Annotated in this window: 14 protein-coding genes; 8 read left to right on the top strand and 6 right to left on the bottom strand. The window is 34.9% G+C overall.

The annotated features are described in order from the left end of the window. Positions 1-12: 12 nt before the first annotated feature. From V7M80_RS05235 to V7M80_RS05220, 4 genes are all read left to right on the top strand, one after another. Positions 13-2,298: a choice-of-anchor L domain-containing protein gene (locus V7M80_RS05235; RefSeq protein ID WP_333694547.1), complete on the top strand. Its 2,286-nt coding sequence runs from the start codon at positions 13-15 to the stop codon at positions 2,296-2,298. A gap of 32 nt (positions 2,299-2,330) precedes the next feature. Continuing rightward, on the top strand, positions 2,331-7,379 hold the full coding sequence (locus tag V7M80_RS05230) for a T9SS type B sorting domain-containing protein (protein WP_333694546.1): 5,049 nt from the start codon (positions 2,331-2,333) through the stop codon (positions 7,377-7,379). A 4-nt stretch (positions 7,380-7,383) separates the two neighbouring features. After that, positions 7,384-8,307 carry an alpha/beta hydrolase gene (locus tag V7M80_RS05225; RefSeq protein ID WP_333694545.1) on the top strand — a complete coding sequence of 308 codons (924 nt, stop codon included), beginning with the start codon at positions 7,384-7,386 and terminating at the stop codon, positions 8,305-8,307. 88 nt (positions 8,308-8,395) lie between these two features. Then, complete coding sequence (locus V7M80_RS05220; RefSeq protein WP_333694543.1) at positions 8,396-10,054, top strand: hypothetical protein; 1,659 nt, start codon at positions 8,396-8,398, stop codon at positions 10,052-10,054. A 32-nt stretch (positions 10,055-10,086) separates the two neighbouring features. Here the strand turns inward: V7M80_RS05220 and typA are convergent, their stop codons facing one another. After that, a complete protein-coding gene (typA, locus tag V7M80_RS05215; protein WP_333694542.1) occupies positions 10,087-11,883 on the bottom strand; it encodes a translational GTPase TypA in 1,797 nt (598 codons plus the stop codon). A gap of 382 nt (positions 11,884-12,265) precedes the next feature. After that, a complete protein-coding gene (locus V7M80_RS05210; protein ID WP_333694540.1) occupies positions 12,266-12,823 on the bottom strand; it encodes a hypothetical protein in 558 nt (185 codons plus the stop codon). 43 nt (positions 12,824-12,866) lie between these two features. Between V7M80_RS05210 and V7M80_RS05205 the strand changes: the two genes are divergently transcribed. The 3 genes from V7M80_RS05205 to V7M80_RS05195 all read left to right on the top strand — a co-directional run bounded on the left by V7M80_RS05205 (position 12,867) and on the right by V7M80_RS05195 (position 14,757). Then, positions 12,867-12,992, top strand: coding sequence for a hypothetical protein (locus V7M80_RS05205; protein WP_333694538.1), 126 nt, complete (start codon positions 12,867-12,869; stop codon positions 12,990-12,992). A 62-nt stretch (positions 12,993-13,054) separates the two neighbouring features. Beyond that, positions 13,055-14,140 (top strand): DNA polymerase III subunit gamma/tau, encoded by a 1,086-nt coding sequence (gene dnaX / locus V7M80_RS05200; RefSeq protein WP_333694537.1) that lies wholly within the window; start codon positions 13,055-13,057, stop codon positions 14,138-14,140. Positions 14,141-14,157: 17 nt separating this feature from the next. After that, entirely contained in the window at positions 14,158-14,757 is a 600-nt protein-coding gene (locus V7M80_RS05195) for a DNA polymerase III subunit gamma/tau (RefSeq protein WP_333694536.1), read from the top strand. 163 nt (positions 14,758-14,920) lie between these two features. Here the strand turns inward: V7M80_RS05195 and V7M80_RS05190 are convergent, their stop codons facing one another. The 4 genes from V7M80_RS05190 to V7M80_RS05175 are packed head-to-tail and all read right to left on the bottom strand — an operon-like array spanning position 14,921 to position 19,283. After that, a complete protein-coding gene (locus tag V7M80_RS05190) occupies positions 14,921-15,754 on the bottom strand; it encodes a hypothetical protein (protein WP_333694534.1) in 834 nt (277 codons plus the stop codon). Between the two features lie 12 nt (positions 15,755-15,766). Further along, positions 15,767-16,657, bottom strand: coding sequence for a Ppx/GppA phosphatase family protein (locus tag V7M80_RS05185; protein WP_333694532.1), 891 nt, complete (start codon positions 16,655-16,657; stop codon positions 15,767-15,769). Between the two features lie 18 nt (positions 16,658-16,675). Beyond that, positions 16,676-18,799: a polyphosphate kinase 1 gene (ppk1, locus tag V7M80_RS05180; RefSeq protein ID WP_333694530.1), complete on the bottom strand. Its 2,124-nt coding sequence runs from the start codon at positions 18,797-18,799 to the stop codon at positions 16,676-16,678. After that, the gene (locus V7M80_RS05175) at positions 18,792-19,283 is read right to left on the bottom strand and encodes a SixA phosphatase family protein (RefSeq protein WP_333694529.1); all 492 of its coding nucleotides are present in this window, start codon (positions 19,281-19,283) and stop codon (positions 18,792-18,794) included. Before V7M80_RS05175 ends, ppk1 begins: the two co-directional genes overlap by 8 nt. 678 nt (positions 19,284-19,961) lie before the next feature. On the opposite strand from V7M80_RS05175, the gene V7M80_RS05170 reads away from it, so the two are divergent. Then, a partial coding sequence (locus V7M80_RS05170) for a PKD domain-containing protein (RefSeq protein WP_333694527.1) occupies positions 19,962-21,315 on the top strand: 1,354 nt, incomplete at its 3' end.

Below are 21,315 nucleotides of genomic sequence, written 5' to 3'. Positions count from 1 at the left end.
TTTGCAAACGCTATGAAGTTTGCCCAAAAAACAATACTAATTCTTACTCTGCTTGGATTTTTTCAAAAAGCAGCTTCACAATATATTACCGTAGATGACAATCGAACTGCCCAAGATTTGGTTGAAAACGTTTTAATCAACTCAGGTTGTGCCAATGTTTCAAACATTTCGGTTTCCGGTTGGGCTTTTGGGAGTGGAAACAGCTACGGCTATTTTGCAGCGGGCACAAGCAGTTTCCCTTTTCAAGAGGGAGTTTTACTTACAACGGGTAGAGCTGTATCAGCTATTGGGCCAAATACCAGTTTGTTGAGTGAAGGACCCACATCGTGGCCCGGTGATCCCGATTTAGAACAAGCTATTAATGAAAACAATACCATTAATGCCACCGTTTTAGAATTCGATTTTATACCATTTGCCAACAAAGTGAGTTTTGAATATATATTTTCTTCGGAACAATATTTATCAAATCCAAGTCCGAATCAATGTAATTTTTCGGATGGTTTTGCTTTTTTATTAAAAGAAAACACACCAAGTGGAGTCTACAATAATTTGGCTGTAGTTCCCGGAACAAACATTCCCGTTAAAATACCAACGGTTCGCGGTTCGGGAACTATTTGTCCTCCCGCAAACGAAGCCTTTTTTGATTCATTTAACGGCAGTAATCACCCCACAAATTACAATGGACAAACCCGAATATTACGAGCAGAAAGCAATGTAACACCAGGTGTTTCTTATCACATAAAATTGGTTATTGCAGACCAAGGAAATAATCTGTATGATTCGGCTATATTTTTAGGTGGTGGTAGTTTTACTGTAGAGACCGATTTGGGTCCGGATAGATTGGTTGCCACCGGAAACCCACTTTGCGGAAGTGAAACTTTAGTGCTTGATGCCACCACTCCAAATGCCACAGGATACAGATGGTTTCGCAATGGCGTTTTACTTACCAATCAAAATCCAACCTTACAAGTTACTACATTTGGTATTTATGAAGTTGAAGTTATTTTTTCTGCGTCTTGTTCTTCATTTGGTGAAATTACAATTGAATATGTTCCCAATCCACAACCGGTAAACGCGACACTTACCCAATGCACTTCTTCTTGTAATGGAATTGCAATATACAATCTTAATGAAGCGAATGCTCTTGTAATTGGCTCCAATCAAAACATAAATACGGTTAGATATTACCTTTTAGAATCTGATGCTTTGAATAACCAAAACGCGATACAAATCGGTAACGCATTTCAAAATACGATACCCAATCAAATACTGTACACCCGAGTAGAAAATAATTTTGGCTGTTCCGGAATTGGCCAATTGGTTTTAAGCACATCATCTTCTAATGTAACTTTAGCCCCTTTTATTTTGTGTGACACCACCGGTGAGCAAGATGGTATAACCACTTTGAATTTATTGAACACTTTTTCAAGCTCTGTTTTGGCATTTTTCCCAACCGGTTTGCAAGCCCAATACTATGCCAATGAAACAGATGCACAACTGCAACAAAACCCACTACCTGCAGTGTATACCAATACAACTCCAAATGCCACTATTTTTGTGAGAATAACAGATGGCGTGAGCTGTTTTGGCATATTACCCGTAAACTTTCAAGTGAGCTTCTTTGAGAATGTTTCAATATCTAATTCGGTACAATTTTGTGAAGATAGCTCCGTTCAATTGAATGCTGCTGTAGGGAATTACAGCTACCTATGGTCTACAGGTGCTACTACACGAACAATTACGGTGAATCAACCCGGAAATTACACTGTAACACTTACCAACAATCAAGGCTGTAATATAATTCAAGAATTTTCTGTATCCGAATCAGAGGCTATTAATTACTTGGGAACTGTAATCAATGATTTTAGTGGAAATCAAAATTCGATTACCATTCAATATTCAGGAAGTGGAGATTATGTATTTAGCATTGATGGTTTAAATTACCAAGAGAGTCCGTTTTTTACAGGTCTTGCTCCGGGCATATACACCATTTCTTCTTTAGATTTAAATGGTTGTGCAGGTTTTACAGATACAATCTATATATTGGATTATCCAAAATTCTTTACGCCAAATGGAGATGGAATTAATGATTTTTGGAAAATTGAAAACCTTTTTGAACCCAATGCTCAATTGTTCATTTTTGACCGTTATGGAAAACTTTTGAAACAATTGGGGACATCTAATGAGGGATGGGACGGATTGTTTTTGGGTAATCCTATGCCCTCTTCTGACTATTGGTTTCGATTGGTTTTTGAAAACGGAAGAATCATCTCAGGGCACTTCAGCTTAAAGAGATAATTTCCTATCTTTGTGTTCCTTTGAAAAAGAACATGAAAAAATTTTTAGCCTTATTTTTGTTGTTTACTTCATTGGGTTTTGCCCAATTTAGTAAAACCCATTATATTCCACCTATTGGAGGAACAGACAATCAACCTGTACAGAATCAATTTATTTATATTTCTTCTCCAAGTTTAACACCGATAAATTTTACTATCAATCCTATTGGAGGAGGAATTATCAATGGAACAGTTTCCAGAAATACTCCTTATATCTATAATGTAGGTTTTGGAACCAACACACCACTACATGTTAACAATGCTTCAATTAATAATGTACTAAATAACAAAGGCTTTATTATTGAAGCGGAAGACCAAATATATGTTGCCGTTCGCTTAACTGCCTCAACCCAGAATTTTCAAGCAAGCGGTTTGGTTTCCAAAGGCTTAGCCGGATTAGGGACACAATTCAGAATAGGTGCTTTTGTCAATACGGGAATTTCCGGGATTACCAATAACCACCTAACGTTTGTATCGGTTTTAGCTACAGAAAATAATACCACGGTAACTTTTAGCGATATTAAACCCGGAGTTCAACTAATCAACAACCCCGGTGTAGGTAACAATCCGGCTCCGGTTCTGTTAAACCGAGGTCAAAGTTTCGTATTAGCCGTTACCGGTCCTACTCAAGCCAACAGAGACGGACTAATTGGTGCTCTGGTTTCTTCAGACAAACCTATAACGGTGAATTGCGGTTCTTTTGCAGGTACAAATGGAAATATTGATAACAATTTGGATTTAGGGTTTGATCAAATTGTGCCCGTAGAACGCATTGGTAACGAATATATTTTTGTTCGTGGATTTGGTGAAAACATTACAGAAAGACCCTTATTGGTTGCTCACGAAAACAACACGCAAATCTTTCTAAACGGCAATACTGGGACTCCAGATTATGTAATAGATGCCGGACAATACATCGCTTTGGATGGATCTAATTATAGTATTGATGGCAATTTATATGTGCAAACATCCAAAAATATTTTTGCTTATCAAGGAGTAGGTGGAAACTCGCAAGCCAATCAAGAAATGTATTTTGTACCACCATTATCCTGTCAAACCCCAAAAATTATTGATAATATTCCTTTTATAAACCTTATTGGTTCTATTTCCTACACAACCAATAGCGGAGTTAATATTGTAACAGAAACCGGAGCGAATATTTCGTTTATCATAAATGGAACCAATTACACATTATTCAATCTTCCTGCATCCATAAATGCACAAGGTCCTTTTAATATTGTTGGAAATCCCAACTATGTTTCGTATCGATTAACAGGAATTACCGGAAATGTATCTGTTTTTGCAGACAAACAATTGTACATTTCTTATTTTGGATCAAATGACGCAGCTACATATGGCGGTTATTATTCCGGATTTACATTCAAACCTGAAATTGCATTCAATCGATTGGATGTTAGTGCCGAAAATTGTATACCTAACGTAAATTTATCGGTAAATACATTATCTCCTTTTGACACCTATCAATGGTATTTTAACAATCAACCCATTCCCGGTGCTACCAATCCCAATTACAGTCCAACTCAACCCGGATTGTACTTTTTATCGGCAACATTATCTGAATGTGGTATCAATTTAATTTCTGATGAGATTCCGGTGAGTGGTTGCCCGGCTGATTCTGATAATGATGGAGTTAATGATAATATCGATATTGACTTAGATAATGATGGAATTAGCAATTGTACAGAATCCTATGGTGATTTGGTTTTTCCCTTGCAAAATATTAACTCCGGAAATTTATCGGTTGGCACTTATTCAAACTCTTACAACGGAACTCTAACTTATGTAGGGAATCCGATACCTTTTACAGGTGCCAATGATGGAAGCTTTGTTTCACAACCTGCTAATGGTATTGGAAATTCAGTTACATACAACCTCACTTTTGCTCAACCTTTGAGTATTAGCATGACCTATGTAGATACCGCAAATGCGGCGAACTTACTATCTTCAGCCGGAGAATTCATCATTCAAACCGATATTGATAAAACCATTACTTTGTTAAATCCAACCGGACAACTATTGGTTGATACAAATTATGATGGCGTTTATGAAAGCGGAGTAACCTCTTATTCTTCTTTCCAAATAAGATTCCGATTAAATGCGGCTGTTCCACTTGCAGCTGGCACTGGTAACTTTCAATTTTTAAGTCACAATACCACATCTTTTTCTTATATTCACAAAAACAACACTGAGGATTTATCACGAGCTACTTTTAAATTAACTGCAACCTGTGTTCCTAAAGATTCTGATGGAGATGGGATTCCCGATCAATTGGATTTGGATAGCGATAATGATGGAATACCGGATTATTTGGAAGCACAAGGATCCAATCCTATTGCCTATACTGCTGTTGATGTTAATAATGATGGGATGAGTGATGCATTTGGCACTGGCTTTATTCCTGTGGATACAGATGGTGATTTGGTACCGGATTACTTAGATTTAGACAGTGATAATGATGGTATATTTGATTTAACCGAATCGGGTTCAAACGCTCCTGACGCCAACTTTAACGGAAGAATAGACGGTACTTTATGGGGATTAAATGGATTATACAACGGATTGGAAACTTTTACAGATAGTGGCATTCTTAATTACACTGTTGTAGATACGGATAATGATGGAAACCCTAATTACATTGAATTGGATAGCGATAATGATTTATGTTTTGATGTCATAGAAGCAGGATTTTCTGATGGAAACAACGATGGCTTTTTAGGGGATACTACTGTAATAACAAACTCTAACGGATTGGTTACCAATGCTTCAAATGGCTATACAACGCCCAACCCGAATTATATTACAGCGGCTCCAATTACCATTGATACCCAACCGGAAGACCAAATGGTTTGTGATACCGAATGGGTTCAGTTTACCTATTCAGGTACGCCGGCAGATAGTTACCTATGGCAAATGAGTTCAGACAATGGAGCTACTTGGAATAACCTGAGCAATTCGGCAATTTACAGTGGTACAACTACCGCTCAATTGCAAATAAACAGCGTAACCACCTCTATGAATGGTTACAGGTATAGAGTATTTCTAAATCGTGTAGGAAACACATGTGGTTTGTTGTCTGAATTTGCCACTCTTACGGTATATCCTTTACCCTCTATTACTACACCGGTATTACTGGTTCAATGTGATACGGATGACTCAAATGATGGTATATCTGCAGTTAATTTATTAGAAAAAAATGCCAGTATTTCTTCGAATTTTGAAAACGAAGTATTTACTTATTTTACGACAGAAAATGGGGCATTAACAAACAATCCGAGTGATTTAATTTCTAATCCTATTGTCTACAATACCGCCAATACAACTATTTGGGTTCGTGTGGAAAACAGCAACGGCTGTTATAGAACAGCACAGCTCAATGTGATTGTCTCGGCAACTCAAATTCCATCAACTTTTAAACGTCAATTTTTTGTTTGCGACGATTATATAGACGCCACAAATGATGACAGAGATGGTATTGCTACCTTTAACTTTAGCGGTGTTACCAATGAATTGTTAACTTCTGTTTTGCCCTCAGGTACGAGTTACAGTATAAAATATTATAAAAATGAATCAGATGCTTTGGCAGAAGTAAATGCTCAGGGAGTTGATTTATCTATAAATCCTGTCAATTATAGAAATACAGATTCCCCTCAATTTCAACAAATATGGGTCCGTGTAGAAAGTACCTTAGACAATAGTTGTTTTGGTTTAGGCCCCTACATTGAACTTACGGTAGAAGCCTTGCCTGTTGCAAATCCGGTTGTTGATTTCATATCCTGTGATGACAATCAAGATGGAATTTTTACATTTGATACCACACGATTATTGCCTGAACTTTTAGGATCTCAAAATCCGGCTGATGTATCGGTTACCTTTAGAGACCAAAACAATAATCCCATAAACCCGATTCCCTCATTTGCAACCGGCAGTCAAATTATAACAGCCCGAGTAACCAATACAGTCACTTCAGCAAGCAATGGCCCTTGTTATGATGAAATAACCATTCGTTTTCATGTAGACCAATTACCCATAGCACACCCTGTTTCTGCACTAGTTTCCTGTGATGACGATGGCTTTGAAAATGGAGTTTATACGTTTGTTACTTCACAATTGCAAAACGCTATTTTACAAAATCAAACCGGCGTTCAAATTCGTTATTTCGCCCAAAACGGTTCCGAATTACCAAGTCCGTTTCCTAATACGTTTCAAACATTCACACAAACGATTACGGCTGTGGTGACTAATTTACAAAACCCTTCTTGTGAAGCCACAACCACCGTTGATTTTATAGTAAATCCATTACCACCAATTTCGGGTAATTTTCAAAATATAATATGTTTTGAAGTAGATTCTGTTACTTTAGACCCGGGATTACTTTCAGGTTCAATTTCAGATTACACCTACCAATGGTATAAGAATAACCAAGAAATTGCGGGTGCTACTTCATACAGTTTAACCGTAAATGAAAATGGAATATATGAAGTTGAAGTAACTTCTAGTCTAGGATGTACGAAATCCAGAATTATAGAAGTAGTGTATTCGCAACCAGCAACTATAGAAAGTATAGATATAATTGATTTATCCGAGAACAATTCTGTTACGGTCAATGTATCCGGAATGGGTAATTATGTTTACAGTTTAGATTCGGAGAATGGACTGTATCAATCGTCAAATGTTTTTCAAAATGTGGTTGCCGGAATATATACCGTGTATGTAAAAGATTTAAATGGTTGTGGTGTTGTAAGCGAAATAATAGCGGTTCTTGGAGCCCCTAAATTCTTTACTCCCAATGGTGACGGATATAATGACACTTGGAACATTCAAGGGATGAATGAATTTTACTATTTCAACACTGTAATTTATATTTTCGACCGCTATGGTAAATTGTTAAAACAACTTAAAAATTATACATTAGGATGGGACGGGACTTACAATGGAAGACCCATGCCATCTGATGATTATTGGTTTGTAGCCGAATTTGAAGATGGCAGAAGCTTAAAAGGCCATTTTTCTCTAAAACGTTAATATCATGAAAACAATCAAAATTCTGTTTCTTACACTTGTTTTATTTCCCATGCAACTTTTGAGTCAAGCCTTAACCGTTTCAAACGGAATTGTAGAAGTATATCCCGATTTTGGATCACAATTCTTAGGAAAAAGAACTATAGCTGTTTGGCTTCCTGAAAATTACAACCCAAGAAAAAGATATGCCGTATTGTATATGCATGACGGGCAAATGTTGTTTGATGCTTCAACAACATGGAATTCTCAAGAATGGGGCGTAGATGAATGCATAACCCAATTGTATAGAGACGGAAAAATTCAGAATACAATTGTAGTTGGGATTTGGAATGCCGGAAAAGATAGACATCCCGAATATTTCCCGCAAAAACCATTCGAATCTTTAAGTGATAAAGCAAAAAACCTAGTAACCGAATCTTTAAGAGAAGCCGGAAGAACCCAAGAAAGCTTTAAACCTTATTCTGACACTTATTTGAAGTTTATTGTGGAAGAAGTGAAACCTTTTGTTGATAAAACGTATGCCACACGTAAAGAAAAAGCCTATACATTTATTGCCGGTTCAAGTATGGGTGGATTAATTTCGCTTTATGCCCTATGCGAATATCCGGAAATTTTTGGAGGGGCTGCTTGTCTATCTACGCATTGGCCCGGAACTTTTGCAATGAAAGAAAATCCAATACCTGAAGCATTTTACACTTATCTAAAAAATAATTTACCCACTTCCAATTCTTGTAAAATATATTTTGATTACGGAACAGAGACCTTAGATGCGGTTTATGAACCGTTACAACAAGAAGTAGACAACATCTTAAAAACAAAAGGATTTGATGAAAATCATTGGATTACCCGAAAGTTTGTAGGAGCCGATCATTCTGAAAATGCTTGGAAAGAAAGACTTCATATTCCTTTTGAATTCTTATTAACCAAATAGGGTTAAAACATTTCAAAATCGATATACTATTTCTGGTTTAAGTTGGATTATATTTACTATTTTAGTAAAAAAATCTCACATTTGTAAAATGAAGTTTAAAAGAGATATTGCCCAACTTTTTTGCATAGTTAGTAGTTTTTTGTTGACACCCTTAATCAGTGAAGCCCAAATAGCTACTCCATTTAAAATTCGTTTCCAAAAATACATAAAAGGAGACATGGCCCTTATTTCTAATCAAATTGTTAATCGAGTTGATTCTAGAAACAATACAACACCTTACAACGAAATAGGTAAAAAAGCCAAGTTAAATGATGAATTTGAAATGGCATATATTGATGTAGATACTATTGAGACTACATTTAGCTCCAGCTCTGCCACCTTAAGCTTAAATAATCCTGAGAGAAAAAAAATTATATATGCCGGATTGTACTGGTCTGCCACCTACAAATATGCCTTAGGAATTCGCAATCGGAAATGGAAATACCACGCAGAAGATAATTCCAGACTATCCATAGATAGCATTTTAATTCAACTTCCGGGGAAAAAAAATTACCAAACGGTAGTAGGTGAAATTATATTTGATGGGCTTAATCAAAAAAACTTTGCCGAAAGTGCTCCCTATGCCGTTTATGCAGATGTTACTCCATTGGTTCAAGAACTTGAAAATCCCAACGGAGAATATTTCGTTGCAAACATAAAGGCTACTCAGGGAAAATTAAGTGGAGGTGTCGCCGGTGGTTGGTCGCTATTTATTGTTTACGAAGACACGACCGAAACCGCAAAATTTATTACTAGTTACGATGGTTTTGCCGGAATTACTACAAAGCCGGTTGAAATTCAATTTACAGGATTTAATACGTTACCCAACGGAAAAGTTAATGCTAAATTAGCTTTTGCTGCTTTGGAGGGAGATGAAGGTTTGGACGGAGATCGATTGGAAATCAAATCCGGAAATCAAATCAAATATACCTCTTTGGCTCATCCACTAAAACCGGAAACCAACTTTTTTAACAGCACGCTCATTGCATACGATGATTATTTTACTGATAGAAATCCCAATAGCCGTAATACTTTGGGTTATGATGCCGGATTGTTAAACATAGATAATACAAACAATAGTATAATAGAAAATAATACTTCAAAAATTAGTTTGAAATTAAAATCAACGGGAGACCGCTATGCCTTATTTTTTACAGCTTTAAATGTTGAAATTGTAGAACCTTTAAGCTCCAACTCCTCACTTAAAACCGCCAATAACGTAAATTCAAACTCCGCTTTTACTACCTCTAACCCAAATCCGACAAAAGAAAACACACGTTTAGAGAATAGCACCGAGGATAAAACGATCCTGCAATCCGCTAACAATGATAGTAAAACGGATTCTTTTAGAGAGGCAACAAAAATCCCGCTAACTTATTGGAATGAGATTAGTGAAAAGATTCAAAAAGAAAAAAATCCAAGTAAAAAAATAGTATTGGCCGGAAAACCGGTTACCATACCTAAAACACAAAAAGGATTTTATGTTGTAGCCAATGTTTTTGCTTATCCTTATAACGCCAATCGGTTTTACAATTACCTGAATTCGATAGGCTTAAATCCTAAAATCCTATACAATCCAAATACCAAATTGCGAAGTGTATACTTAGAACGATTTGACACATGGGAAGAGGCACTCCTATATTATTACACAGATGCTCAAGGAAAATACAAAGAATCACTTTGGATTATGATAGTAAGTAGTCCCTAAATAAAAAACCATCCAATCGGATGGTTTTTGTATTATAACTTATAACGTTTTCTATCGTTTTCATTCAAATAGATTTTACGCAAACGAAGTGATTTTGGTGTTACTTCTACATACTCATCTTTTTGAATGTATTCCAAAGCTTCTTCTAAAGAGAATTTAATCGCCGGAATAATCTTCGTTTTATCATCAGCTCCCGCAGAACGGAAGTTGGTTAACTGTTTCGTTTTGGTAATATTAATGGTCATATCATCACCTCTGGAATTTTCACCCACAACCTGACCTTCATAAATATCTTCGTTTGGATCCACAAAGAATTTACCACGATCTTGTAACTTGTTGATTGAATAAGGAATGGCTTTTCCATTCTCCATCGAAATTAAAGAACCGTTGATACGACCCGCAATTTCCCCTTTAAACGGCTCATAACCAATGAAACGGTGAGCCATAATGGCTTCTCCGGCAGTAGCAGTTAACAATTGATTTCTCAAACCAATGATTCCACGCGATGGAATATTGAATTTGATAATCATTCGCTCACCTTTGCTTTCCATGCTTAACATTTCACCTTTTCGAACCGAAACAAACTCTACTGCTTTTCCGGATACATGCTCCGGTAAGTCGATGGTTAATTCCTCAATAGGCTCACATTTTTGACCATCAATTTCTTTGATGATAACTTGTGGCTGACCAATTTGCAATTCGTATCCTTCTCTTCTCATTGTTTCAATCAAAACCGAAAGGTGCAATACACCACGACCAAAAACCATGAACTTATCAGCTGAATCGGTATCCGCCACGCGAAGAGCTAAGTTTTTCTCTAATTCTTTTGCCAAACGATCTTTAATATGACGAGAAGTTACAAACTTGCCTTCCTTACCAAAAAACGGCGAATCGTTAATGGTAAACAACATACTCATGGTTGGCTCATCAATAGCAATGGTTTGTAAAGCTTCCGGATTTTCAAAATCGGCAATGGTATCGCCAATTTCAAATCCTTCAATTCCAACTACTGCACAAATATCTCCAGCAGCTACCTCCATTACTTTTTTACGGCCTAAACCTTCAAAAGTGTGTAATTCTTTAATTCTTGATTTGATAATTTTGCCATCTCTTTTTACCAAAGAAATAGGCATATTTTCTTTAAGAATTCCTCTTTCTAAACGGCCAATCGCAATACGACCGGTAAAAGACGAGAAATCCAAAGACGTGATCAACATTTGTGGGGTTCCTTCAGAAACTTTTGGAGCCGGAACATTATTAACCACCATATCCAAAAGCGGTTCAATGTTATCGGTTACATTTTTCCAATCGTCAGACATCCAGTTGTTTTTAGCCGAACCATAAACCGTTGGGAAATCCAACTGCCATTCTTCTGCACCCAATTCAAACATCAAGTCGAAAACTTTTTCGTGCACTTCTTCCGGAGTACAATTTTCTTTATCCACTTTATTGATAACCACACAAGGTTTCAACCCTAAATCTATGGCTTTTTGCAATACAAAACGGGTTTGTGGCATGGGTCCTTCAAAAGCATCTACTAACAAACAAACCCCATCAGCCATATTCAACACACGCTCTACTTCACCACCAAAATCGGCGTGACCCGGCGTATCAATAATGTTGATTTTTGTACCTTTATATACTACAGAAACATTTTTAGAAACGATGGTAATTCCACGTTCACGTTCTAAATCATTGTTGTCTAATATTAAATCACCGGTGTTTTCGTTTTCACGGAATAGTTGACAGTGATACATAATTTTGTCAACCAAAGTCGTCTTACCGTGGTCAACGTGGGCAATAATTGCAATGTTTCTAATTGATTCCATCTGTGTTTTTTTCAGGGTGCAAAGGTACACTTTATTTCTACATAAAAAACTTTTGTGTAAAACATTGAGAGATTTAACGTTAGGGTAATGAACAGTTGTCGGTTGTCGGTTGTCTGATGTCGGTTGTCTGTTCTCAGTGATGATAGCTAACTTAGTTCAAAAATCAATAAACGCTAATTTTTCATTCGACACTTAACTGCTTTCAACCAAGTATCTATTTGAAATAAAAAAACCGCAAAGCTGGGAGACACTTGCAGAATGTTCTGAGGACTTTTGAGGTATTTTGTTAATGTTGCTTTAAGCAATATTTTAAAAAAATAAAAACATGTTTTAAACTCAATTACACTTTATTAAATTCAAAATCATTATCAATTAAAAAATATTATTTTGGCTTCCAATTAACATCAAATTTTCTAGCTTCAAAACCAATATTACCAAGATCAATTGTAAAAGCGTTACCATTACTACTCCCATTTTCAGATTTATTATCAATAATTAAGCAAAAAGAAATTATCAATTCTATATCACAATCATTATTTGCTGTAATTACATAATTATCTCCTTCAAACCAAACTACAGTATTTTTATCCCAAAATGCTATTTGATTATTATTTTTAAAAACTGAATATTTTTTTCCTCTATGACCGAAAACTTCATAATAATCCTGGCCTACTCTACATTTATGATGATTCTTCCAAACACTTATAGTTCTAAATTCTAATTTTTCATGGTCATTTCTAAAAATATCATATTTCGTTTCAAACCAACTCCAACGTTTTTTTAAAACGATTCTTGGTCTTGATTCCATTTCTTTAAACAAATTAATAATGGACAAAAACCTAAAAGGCATTGATGAAGCAAAATAAACTTTTTCTTTGTTTAAATAAATTTTATACTTCTCACCTATTGAAATTTTATTTTGCTGTATTGCTATTTTCATTAGAACTTATAAAGATGGAAAATTATATTAAAACACTAAATTAATGAATCAACACAAAAAAAATAAAAATCCAGATAGTTTTCTTGTAATCAACAATCATCATTCTTCAATCGTTAATCAATTGACGCATTACCCAATTGCCACATTGCCCCATTGCCACATTAACTAATTTTCCCTCCTTCCCTTGCCAATCGATAATTAAATTTTATATTTGTCATCCAAACTTTTTTGATGGAACAATTTGTAGTATCTGCCCGAAAATACAGACCCCAAACGTTTATTGACGTGGTGGGACAACAGGCTATTACCAACACATTGCTTAATGCCATCGAAAACAATCACTTAGCTCAAGCATTGCTTTTTACCGGACCTCGTGGGGTGGGAAAAACAACGTGTGCCCGAATTTTAGCTCGAAAGATTAACCAACCCGGTTATGACGATCCGAATGAGGATTTTGCGTTTAATGTGTTTGAATTAGATGCGGCTTCCAACAACTCGGTAGACGATATTCGAAATTTGATTGACCAAGTTCGTATACCGCCACAAACCGGACAATATAAGGTGTATATTATTGACGAGGTACACATGCTTTCGCAGGCAGCTTTCAATGCGTTTTTGAAAACGTTGGAAGAACCACCTAAACATGCCATTTTCATTTTGGCAACCACCGAAAAGCATAAAATTATTCCAACCATTTTATCGCGTTGTCAAATTTTTGATTTTAAACGGATTACGGTAAAAGATGCTAAAGAACACTTGGCCTATGTAGCCGAAAACCAAGGGGTTCAATACGAAGACGATGCATTGCACATTATTGCTCAAAAAGCAGATGGTGCCATGCGTGATGCGTTATCCATTTTTGATCGCGTGGTTTCGTATTGCGGCACTAATTTGACGCGTCAAGCTGTTACAGAGAATCTGAATGTATTGGATTATGAATCCTATATCAACATTACCAATTTAATTTTAGCCAATAAATTACCGGAATTGTTGATCGCGTTTAACGATATTTTGGCACGTGGATTTGATGCTCATCATTTTATACAAGGGTTGGCTTCTCATTTTAGGGATTTATTGGTTTGCAAAAATCCGGCAACTTTGACTTTGTTGGAAGCCGGAGAACAAGCTCAAAAAATGTATGGCGAACAAGCTCAAAAATGCAGTCAGGAGTTTTTATTGAAAGCGATTGAGTTGGCCAACGATACCGATTTAAAATACAAATCCAGTCAAAACCAACGTTTGCTTATTGAACTTTGTTTGATGCAATTGGGCTCCATCACCTTTGATGGAGAAAAAAAAAAGTTGACGGATATATAATTCCACCCTTTCATTTTTTGGGACAATTAGGTGCGATCGAAGTAGTCAACACTTCCGTTGAAGTTGTACCGACAGTTAAAACTGAAACACCAAAACCTACTGTTCCCGAAAACACAGTAGAAAAACCCAAACCGATAATTCCACCGCTTTCAACTGAACCAAAGGTTTCTGCATTTTCTTTATCGAGTATTAAACAGAAAAAAGAATTAGCTGAAGCACAAAAATTAGTCGTTAGAGAAACCATTAAATATCCCACTGAACCTTTTACAGAAACAGACATGCTGTTGCAATGGAATAAATTTGCCCAAAAGTTAGAAGAACGAGGGCAGATGATCATGCAATCGCTTATGTTGATAAACGATCCCAAATTGGAAGGAACCAAAATCACGCATGAACTTCCCAATGAAGGAACTAAGATTGAATTTGAACGCACCAAAAATGAAGTTTTAGGCTACTTGCGTGGCATGTTACACAACCACGACATAGAAATTGAGTTGGTGGTGAATGAAAAAATGGAGAACAAACGTGCCTTTACACCGCAAGACAAATTCAATCGCATGAAAGAAATCAATCCGAATTTGGAGGTGTTGCGAAAGACGTTTGATTTGGATGTTTAGTTAATGTGGCAATTGGTCAATTAGTCAATGTGTCAATTTGGGTGAACAATATATACTTTTAATGGAACACAGTTTGGACGGATTTAACAGAGTGTCAGGGATTTTTTTGATTTGTTTTGCAAAAGCGGATGTTCGCGGATTTATGATTGGTAGATTGGTGGTTTTAATTAAGTGATATTTCTACATTTTGAATAATTTCTTCATTCATATCAAATGTTATCCAGCCTAAATTATCTGCAATTTTTACTGTAATTATGTAATTTCCATCTTTATCTTTAAAAAGTCTCTTTCTATAATTAGTTTCTATTTTTAAATCTGGAAATAACTCTAAAATCTCATTTTCTTTCTTTAAGATTTGATTATTAATTTTAAGTGAATAATAATTTTTTGAACTTGAGATTTGATTAATTTTTATGATTTGAGATTTATTTTCAGTAAATTCAAAAATTTCATAAATTGATTTATCATTTATTTTAATAGAATGAATTGAAATTGAATCGTTCTTTTTTCGTAATATTTCATCTAAAATCACATTAAAATTCATTTTAATAAATTGATTTAACTCTTCACTCTTACTGAAAATTTTTTTTAATTTTTGATTTTCATCAGAATAAACTTTTTGCATTTTAGGGCTATAAATTTTACTAAAATTATCTACAAAATATAAAGTGTCGTTTTGAATTGAATCATTTAATACTAACATACTATCAACCGTATCGCATCCTCTACATTTATCAGAGCAATCAAATTTAATTGATTTCCATTTTTTTGATTTTTTTATAATTCTTTTTAATTCAGATATAAACTTTACATCAACATTTAAATCAAGACTTTGTAAATAAACAGATGTTACTCCCTCAATTTCTAAATATGATTTTATAAAACAAGGTCCATCACTAAATTCATCGATTAATTTAAAAGCTTCAATACGAAATGTAGAATTTTGACTTTGTGAAAAAGCATTAATTGAAAAAAATATGAAAATAAAATATTTCAAATAAAATAATTATCAAATTCTCCCATAATACATTGCCTTCACAATTCCGTCTGAGAGTCCGATTTTTGGAACATAGAGATGGCGAGCTCCACTCCACTTCATGGCATTCAAATAGATTTTAGTGGCAGGAATGATTACATCGGCACGGTCGGGATTCAAACCTAACTCAGCTATGCGTTCGTCGTAGGTCATTTTATTGAGCATGGCAAATTGAGCATTTAAACCCAGGTAGGTCAACGGTTTATCTTGTTGTTTGCCCGTCATTTTAAACAATTTATTGATGTTTCCGCCGGAGCCAATCAACGTAATTTCGTCAAAAGGAGCGGTGTGTGTTTTAATCCATTTTTCAATTTCGGTCCAAACGATTTCATTCACCATATTATTCAACATCCGAACGGTACCGTTTTTAAAAGATTTTGATGCAATGATTTTTCCATTGGAAAACAAAGAAAACTCGGTACTTCCACCCCCAACATCAACATATAAATAGGTTTTATCTGTTGTTATATATTCCTTCAAATCTGAAGAAGCAATGATACTGGCTTCTTTTTTCCCATCAATAATGTCAATATCGATATCAGCTTCGCGTTGGATGATTTCAACAATTTCTCTGTTGTTATCGGCCTCACGCATGGCTGAAGTTGCACAGGCTTTGTAGTGTTCTACTTTATGAACTTTCATCAACAATTTGTAGGCTTTCATGGCATCAATCATTCGATTGATGTTTTCATCGGATATTTCACCCACCGTAAACACATCTTGTCCCAAACGAATGGGCACACGCACTAATGAGCTTTTATTAAATTGGGGTTCTCTACCTTGTTGCTCAACAATATTTGATACCAACAATCGCATGGCATTGGATCCAATATCTATGGCTGCATAGCGTTTTATTGTAATCATTTCGTAAAAATTTGGGGTTTAAATTTCTTCTGTTATAACATTAAGTTGATTCCTGTAATAGTTGTAGGTTTCCAACTGAGCTCTAAATACGCGTTCATTTTCGTTGCGAACACGGTATTTGTTATCTAATTTTTCAGAATGAAGTCTTGCTTTTACATTTCCTTTCCAGCCCAAGTCGAAACTATCTATTAGTTCTTTTTGAATAGACTCGTCATATATAGGACAGGTTACTTCTACTCTTGCATCAATATTACGGGTCATAAAATCGGCAGAAGAAATATAAACTTCGGGTTTGCCATTGTTTCCAAAAATAAAAATGCGAGAATGTTCTAAAAAATTATCTACGATACTTATTGCTTCAATATTTTCGCTCATGCCTTTTACTCCGGGAATCAAACAACAAATTCCTCTAACAATCAATTGAATTTTAACTCCTGCCCTACTCGCATCGTAAAGTTTATCAATCATTCTATAATCAGACAAACTATTCATTTTCAATTTAATATAACTTTCTTTACCGGATAAAGCATTCATTATTTCCCGATCTAAAAGTTTATACAATTTATTACGAGTGTAATGGGGAGATACAATCAAATGTTTGTAGCGGTGTACGCGATAATTTACTTCAAAAAAATCAAATACTTTATCGGCATCTTTTAAAATCTGTTGATGGCTGGTAAATAAAGTTACATCGGTATATACTTTGGCGGTAGACTCATTAAAATTTCCTGTTGATACAAATCCATACCGCTTTATCTTCTTATCTTCCAAGCGTTCAATGACACAAATTTTACTGTGTACCTTAAGTCCTTTTACACCAAAAATTAAGTTTATTCCCTCGGTTTGCATTTGTTCTGCATATGAAATATTGCTAGCTTCATCAAAACGAGCTTGCAATTCAATTTGAACGGTTACTTTTTTTCCGTTTTTGGCGGCATTGATAAGTGAACTGATAATTTGTGAATTTTTGGCTAATCGGTATAATGTAATTTTTATACTTACTACTTTTGGATCTAGAGCCGCTTCTCTTAAAAATTTAATTAAATAGGCAAAAGATTGGTAAGGAGCATTAACCAGATAATCTTTTTCGCTAATTTTTTGTAAAATACTTCCATCCAATCCCAAGCCATCAACCGGAAGAGGGGTTTTGGTTTGATACAATAAATCATAACGACCCAAATTTGGAAAATCCATGTAATCTCTTCGATTGTGATAACGTCCTCCCGGAATGATACTATCTGTAGAATCAATTTTCATTTTTTCCAAGAAGAACTTCAATGTATCTTTACCAATTGATTGATCATATACAAAACGAACCGGTTCACCGATGCGTCTGTCACGAACACTTTCTGATATTTTTTCGGCAAAGCTTTTACTGATATCACTATCTATTTCTAACTGAGCATCTCGGGTTATTTTAATCATGTGAGCCGAAATACTCTCATAGTCAAAAATATTAAATATGCTGTTCAGATTGTATCGAATTACATCATCTAAAAGGATAATATATTGTTTATCTGAATTAGAAGGTAAAACCACAAAACGATTAATCGTTTTTGGGATTTCTATAACTGCATAACGAACATCTTTCTTCAATTTTTTTAAGCCTAAAAAAGTACTCTCTTGTTCAATTTTTTCTTTCATAACCAACTTAACGGCCAAATAACCTGATGTATCTTTTAACAAGGGGAATTCGGCTAAATCATTTAAGATTATGGTTACCAAAGCAGGACTGACCTTTTGAATAAAAAAATCCTTTATGTAATTTTCCTGTTCTTTAGAAATCTCAGATTCATTTATAATAAAAATACCTTCGCTCTCCAACTCCTTTTCAATAATGTTTAAGATGCGTAAACTTTCAGATTGTTGCTTTATTACAATAGAAGTAATATCTTTTATAAGTTGTTTCGAAGAGATTCCGCCTAAAAGTTTCTCATCAGCTTCATTGGTAAGTGAAAGTCGGCGAATGGCTGCAAAGCGAACTCTGAAGAACTCATCCAAATTATTGGAAAAAATTCCCAAAAAACGAAGTCGGTCTAAAAGAGGAACTGTAGGATCTGCGGCTTCTTGAAGGACTCTTGCATTAAAACATAACCAACTTTTTTCTCTATCTATGTATCTGTAATCTATGGCTTTAATCATGAGTTAAATTTTTTGGAAAAAGGGTTTTAAGAATAATACCCTTACCTAATTGGGCCCAATCGTCACATGAGAATTGCATGGATACCAAACCGGTAGTAGGTACGTTTTCTATAAAAACGTCTCCAAATTTATTAACAAAATCTGTTATTGCCGCATTATGACCAAAAAGAATAACATTTTCATAACTATTTGAAATCTGTTTGATACATTTTTCCAATTCTTTTCCGTCAAAAGTATAGAGTTCATCTTTAAAAAAAATACTTTCTAAAGGCCATTGTAAATTTTGAGAAAATAGGGTTGCTGTTTCTATCGTTCTTTTAGCCGAACTGGAAAAAATAACATAATTATTGGGCAAATAATCTTTAGCTTTTAGGGAAACTGCATGAGCATCATGAATTCCTCTAAGAGATAAAGTACGATCTTTATCCGGAACCGGTAAATCCCAACTGGATTTTGCATGCCTTATCAATACTAATTGCTTCAATAGACTATGTTAAAATAAAGTTCTAATATAAGAATTAATATAAAAAATTCCTAAAAAAACAGAATAATTGACAACCCTTGTAGAACTTTTTAGACATAAAAAACTAAAATTATCTTAAAAAAAACATCGATAATCTACCTTATTTAACAGATTTTTCGTACACAAAATTTTATTTAACACACTTTATCGATGAAAAATTGCATTTTATCGATAAAATATTTTTTTTATTTAAAATTAAATTCTACTTTCGAATCGTGATTAAGAAAGATTTAACGATTAAAAATAGAAAAACAACAATAAATGAGGTATTTCATCGAAAAAAGGGTCTGCGAAAAACACACGCAGTGTTATTTATCGACTTTTTTGGTTAGTTACAGAAAAAAATACACTTTACATAGGTATTGTATCTAGTTTTACCCATGAATTAAAGTCCAAAAGCATAGAACCCCAAACTCTATCAATTTATTTAATATAAAAGTTATGGAAAAAAGACCTTCAAACCTAAGACCCTTTTTAGGTAAAAACGTAACAGAAAACTTTCTGTCTTTAAACGTTAGTATTAATAGACTTCCTTACAGGGAGTTATCTGAATCTAAAATATATTAACCCAGTACTATATATTATAATTAAGACAGTAATGTTTATAGCATCTGTCCCCTTATCTTAAACAAGTAAATCATGAAAACAAAACTATTTTATTTACTAACATTAATTCTTTTTAGTATTAGTAATTTGTTTGCTCAATTTACAACACAAACACCCGATTTACGTTTGTGCGGTTCTCCACCAAATTATTATCAGAATTACTTCAATTGTACTTCTAATAATTATACGTTGAACCAAGTTTTTTTGAGTTTAACTAATGTTAATGGTGTACCTTTAACAAACACCACTTGTACTCCAGGTACAACTCAGCCCATGTTTATCATGCTGAATTATACCTCGAATTCAAATTCTAACATTAACAATGTACGATTGTTCGCAGACTTGAACATTAACGGTGTAACCCAATCCTTGAATGTATGGATGGGAACCGTTACTCCGGGTTCAGGCCAACGTCTATTATTTGGGCCATTCAATTGGGTATGTGGACAAGAAATTACTTTGTCTCGTATATTAGTTGTTTGGACCACCAACAATCCTTCCATACAAAACTCATACACTTGTAATTCCTACAGTAAATCACAATGTGAATTCCCAAGTAATGTTACAGTTGCAGCTCCTCTTGCTGTTCAATACACTTACAAAGCTTGTAGAGTAGGTAACAATACAACTGTAAATTTTACATCTACTACAAACGGTGGGACACCTCCTTACACTTTTGCATGGGATTTTAACAACGATGGCATTACAGATTCTACTCAACAAAATCCAACCCACGTATTTACCACACAAACCAATATTGTTACTCTAAGAGTTACTGATTCATTAGGTTTAACAAATACATTTACACAAACCATTAATAGTCCGACTGAATTGATGTTGAGTGCCATTCCCAATTCACCGGGTTGTTCAGGAGCTACATCAGGTTCTATAGATTTAACTATCTCGGGTGGTACACCCAGTTATAGTATTTTGTGGAGTAATGGTGCAACGACAGAAGATTTAACGAATCTATCTCCTGGAACTTATACTGTAACTGTTACTGATGCTAATAATTGTCAAAAGACATTACCTGTTACGATTTCAGCTGGTGATAATATTGCTCCGGTTGTAGTAGCTCCTGCAGCAATTACTATCCAAGGATGTGGCACAAGCTTTACTTCAAACACACCACCTTATTCCTCGGTTGTAGCCAATCTTACTATTGCTCAATTTAATCAATTAGGAGGTTCTGTTACTGATACTTCCGTAATTTCAAATGTAACTTACCAAGATGCAGTATCCGGTTCTTGTCCAACAATTATAACCAGAACATTTAAAGCTGTTGATGGGTGTGGAAATATCGGAACTGCTACACAAACAATAACGGTTCAAGATACTTCGGCTCCGGTATTCGATGCTTTACCGGCTGCTTCAACTATCAACTGTC

The sequence above is a fragment of the Flavobacterium sp. genome (genome assembly GCF_036759525.1).
Taxonomy (GTDB): Bacteria; Bacteroidota; Bacteroidia; order Flavobacteriales; family Flavobacteriaceae; genus Flavobacterium.
The sequence above is the reverse complement of the archived record's forward strand: the minus strand, read 5'-3'. Positions and strand labels throughout refer to the sequence as shown.

Bases quoted from the DNA above. Each gene is read 5' to 3' on its own strand.
- V7M80_RS05235 (WP_333694547.1), top strand. From the start codon at position 13: ATGAAGTTTGCCCAAAAAACAATACTAATTCTTACTCTGCTTGGATTT.
- V7M80_RS05230 (WP_333694546.1), top strand. From the start codon at position 2,331: ATGAAAAAATTTTTAGCCTTATTTTTGTTGTTTACTTCATTGGGTTTT.
- V7M80_RS05225 (WP_333694545.1), top strand. From the start codon at position 7,384: ATGAAAACAATCAAAATTCTGTTTCTTACACTTGTTTTATTTCCCATG.
- V7M80_RS05220 (WP_333694543.1), top strand. From the start codon at position 8,396: ATGAAGTTTAAAAGAGATATTGCCCAACTTTTTTGCATAGTTAGTAGT.
- typA (WP_333694542.1), bottom strand. From the start codon at position 11,883: ATGGAATCAATTAGAAACATTGCAATTATTGCCCACGTTGACCACGGT.
- V7M80_RS05210 (WP_333694540.1), bottom strand. From the start codon at position 12,823: ATGAAAATAGCAATACAGCAAAATAAAATTTCAATAGGTGAGAAGTAT.
- V7M80_RS05205 (WP_333694538.1), top strand. From the start codon at position 12,867: ATGAATCAACACAAAAAAAATAAAAATCCAGATAGTTTTCTTGTAATC.
- dnaX (WP_333694537.1), top strand. From the start codon at position 13,055: ATGGAACAATTTGTAGTATCTGCCCGAAAATACAGACCCCAAACGTTT.
- V7M80_RS05185 (WP_333694532.1), bottom strand. From the start codon at position 16,657: ATGATTACAATAAAACGCTATGCAGCCATAGATATTGGATCCAATGCC.
- ppk1 (WP_333694530.1), bottom strand. From the start codon at position 18,799: ATGATTAAAGCCATAGATTACAGATACATAGATAGAGAAAAAAGTTGG.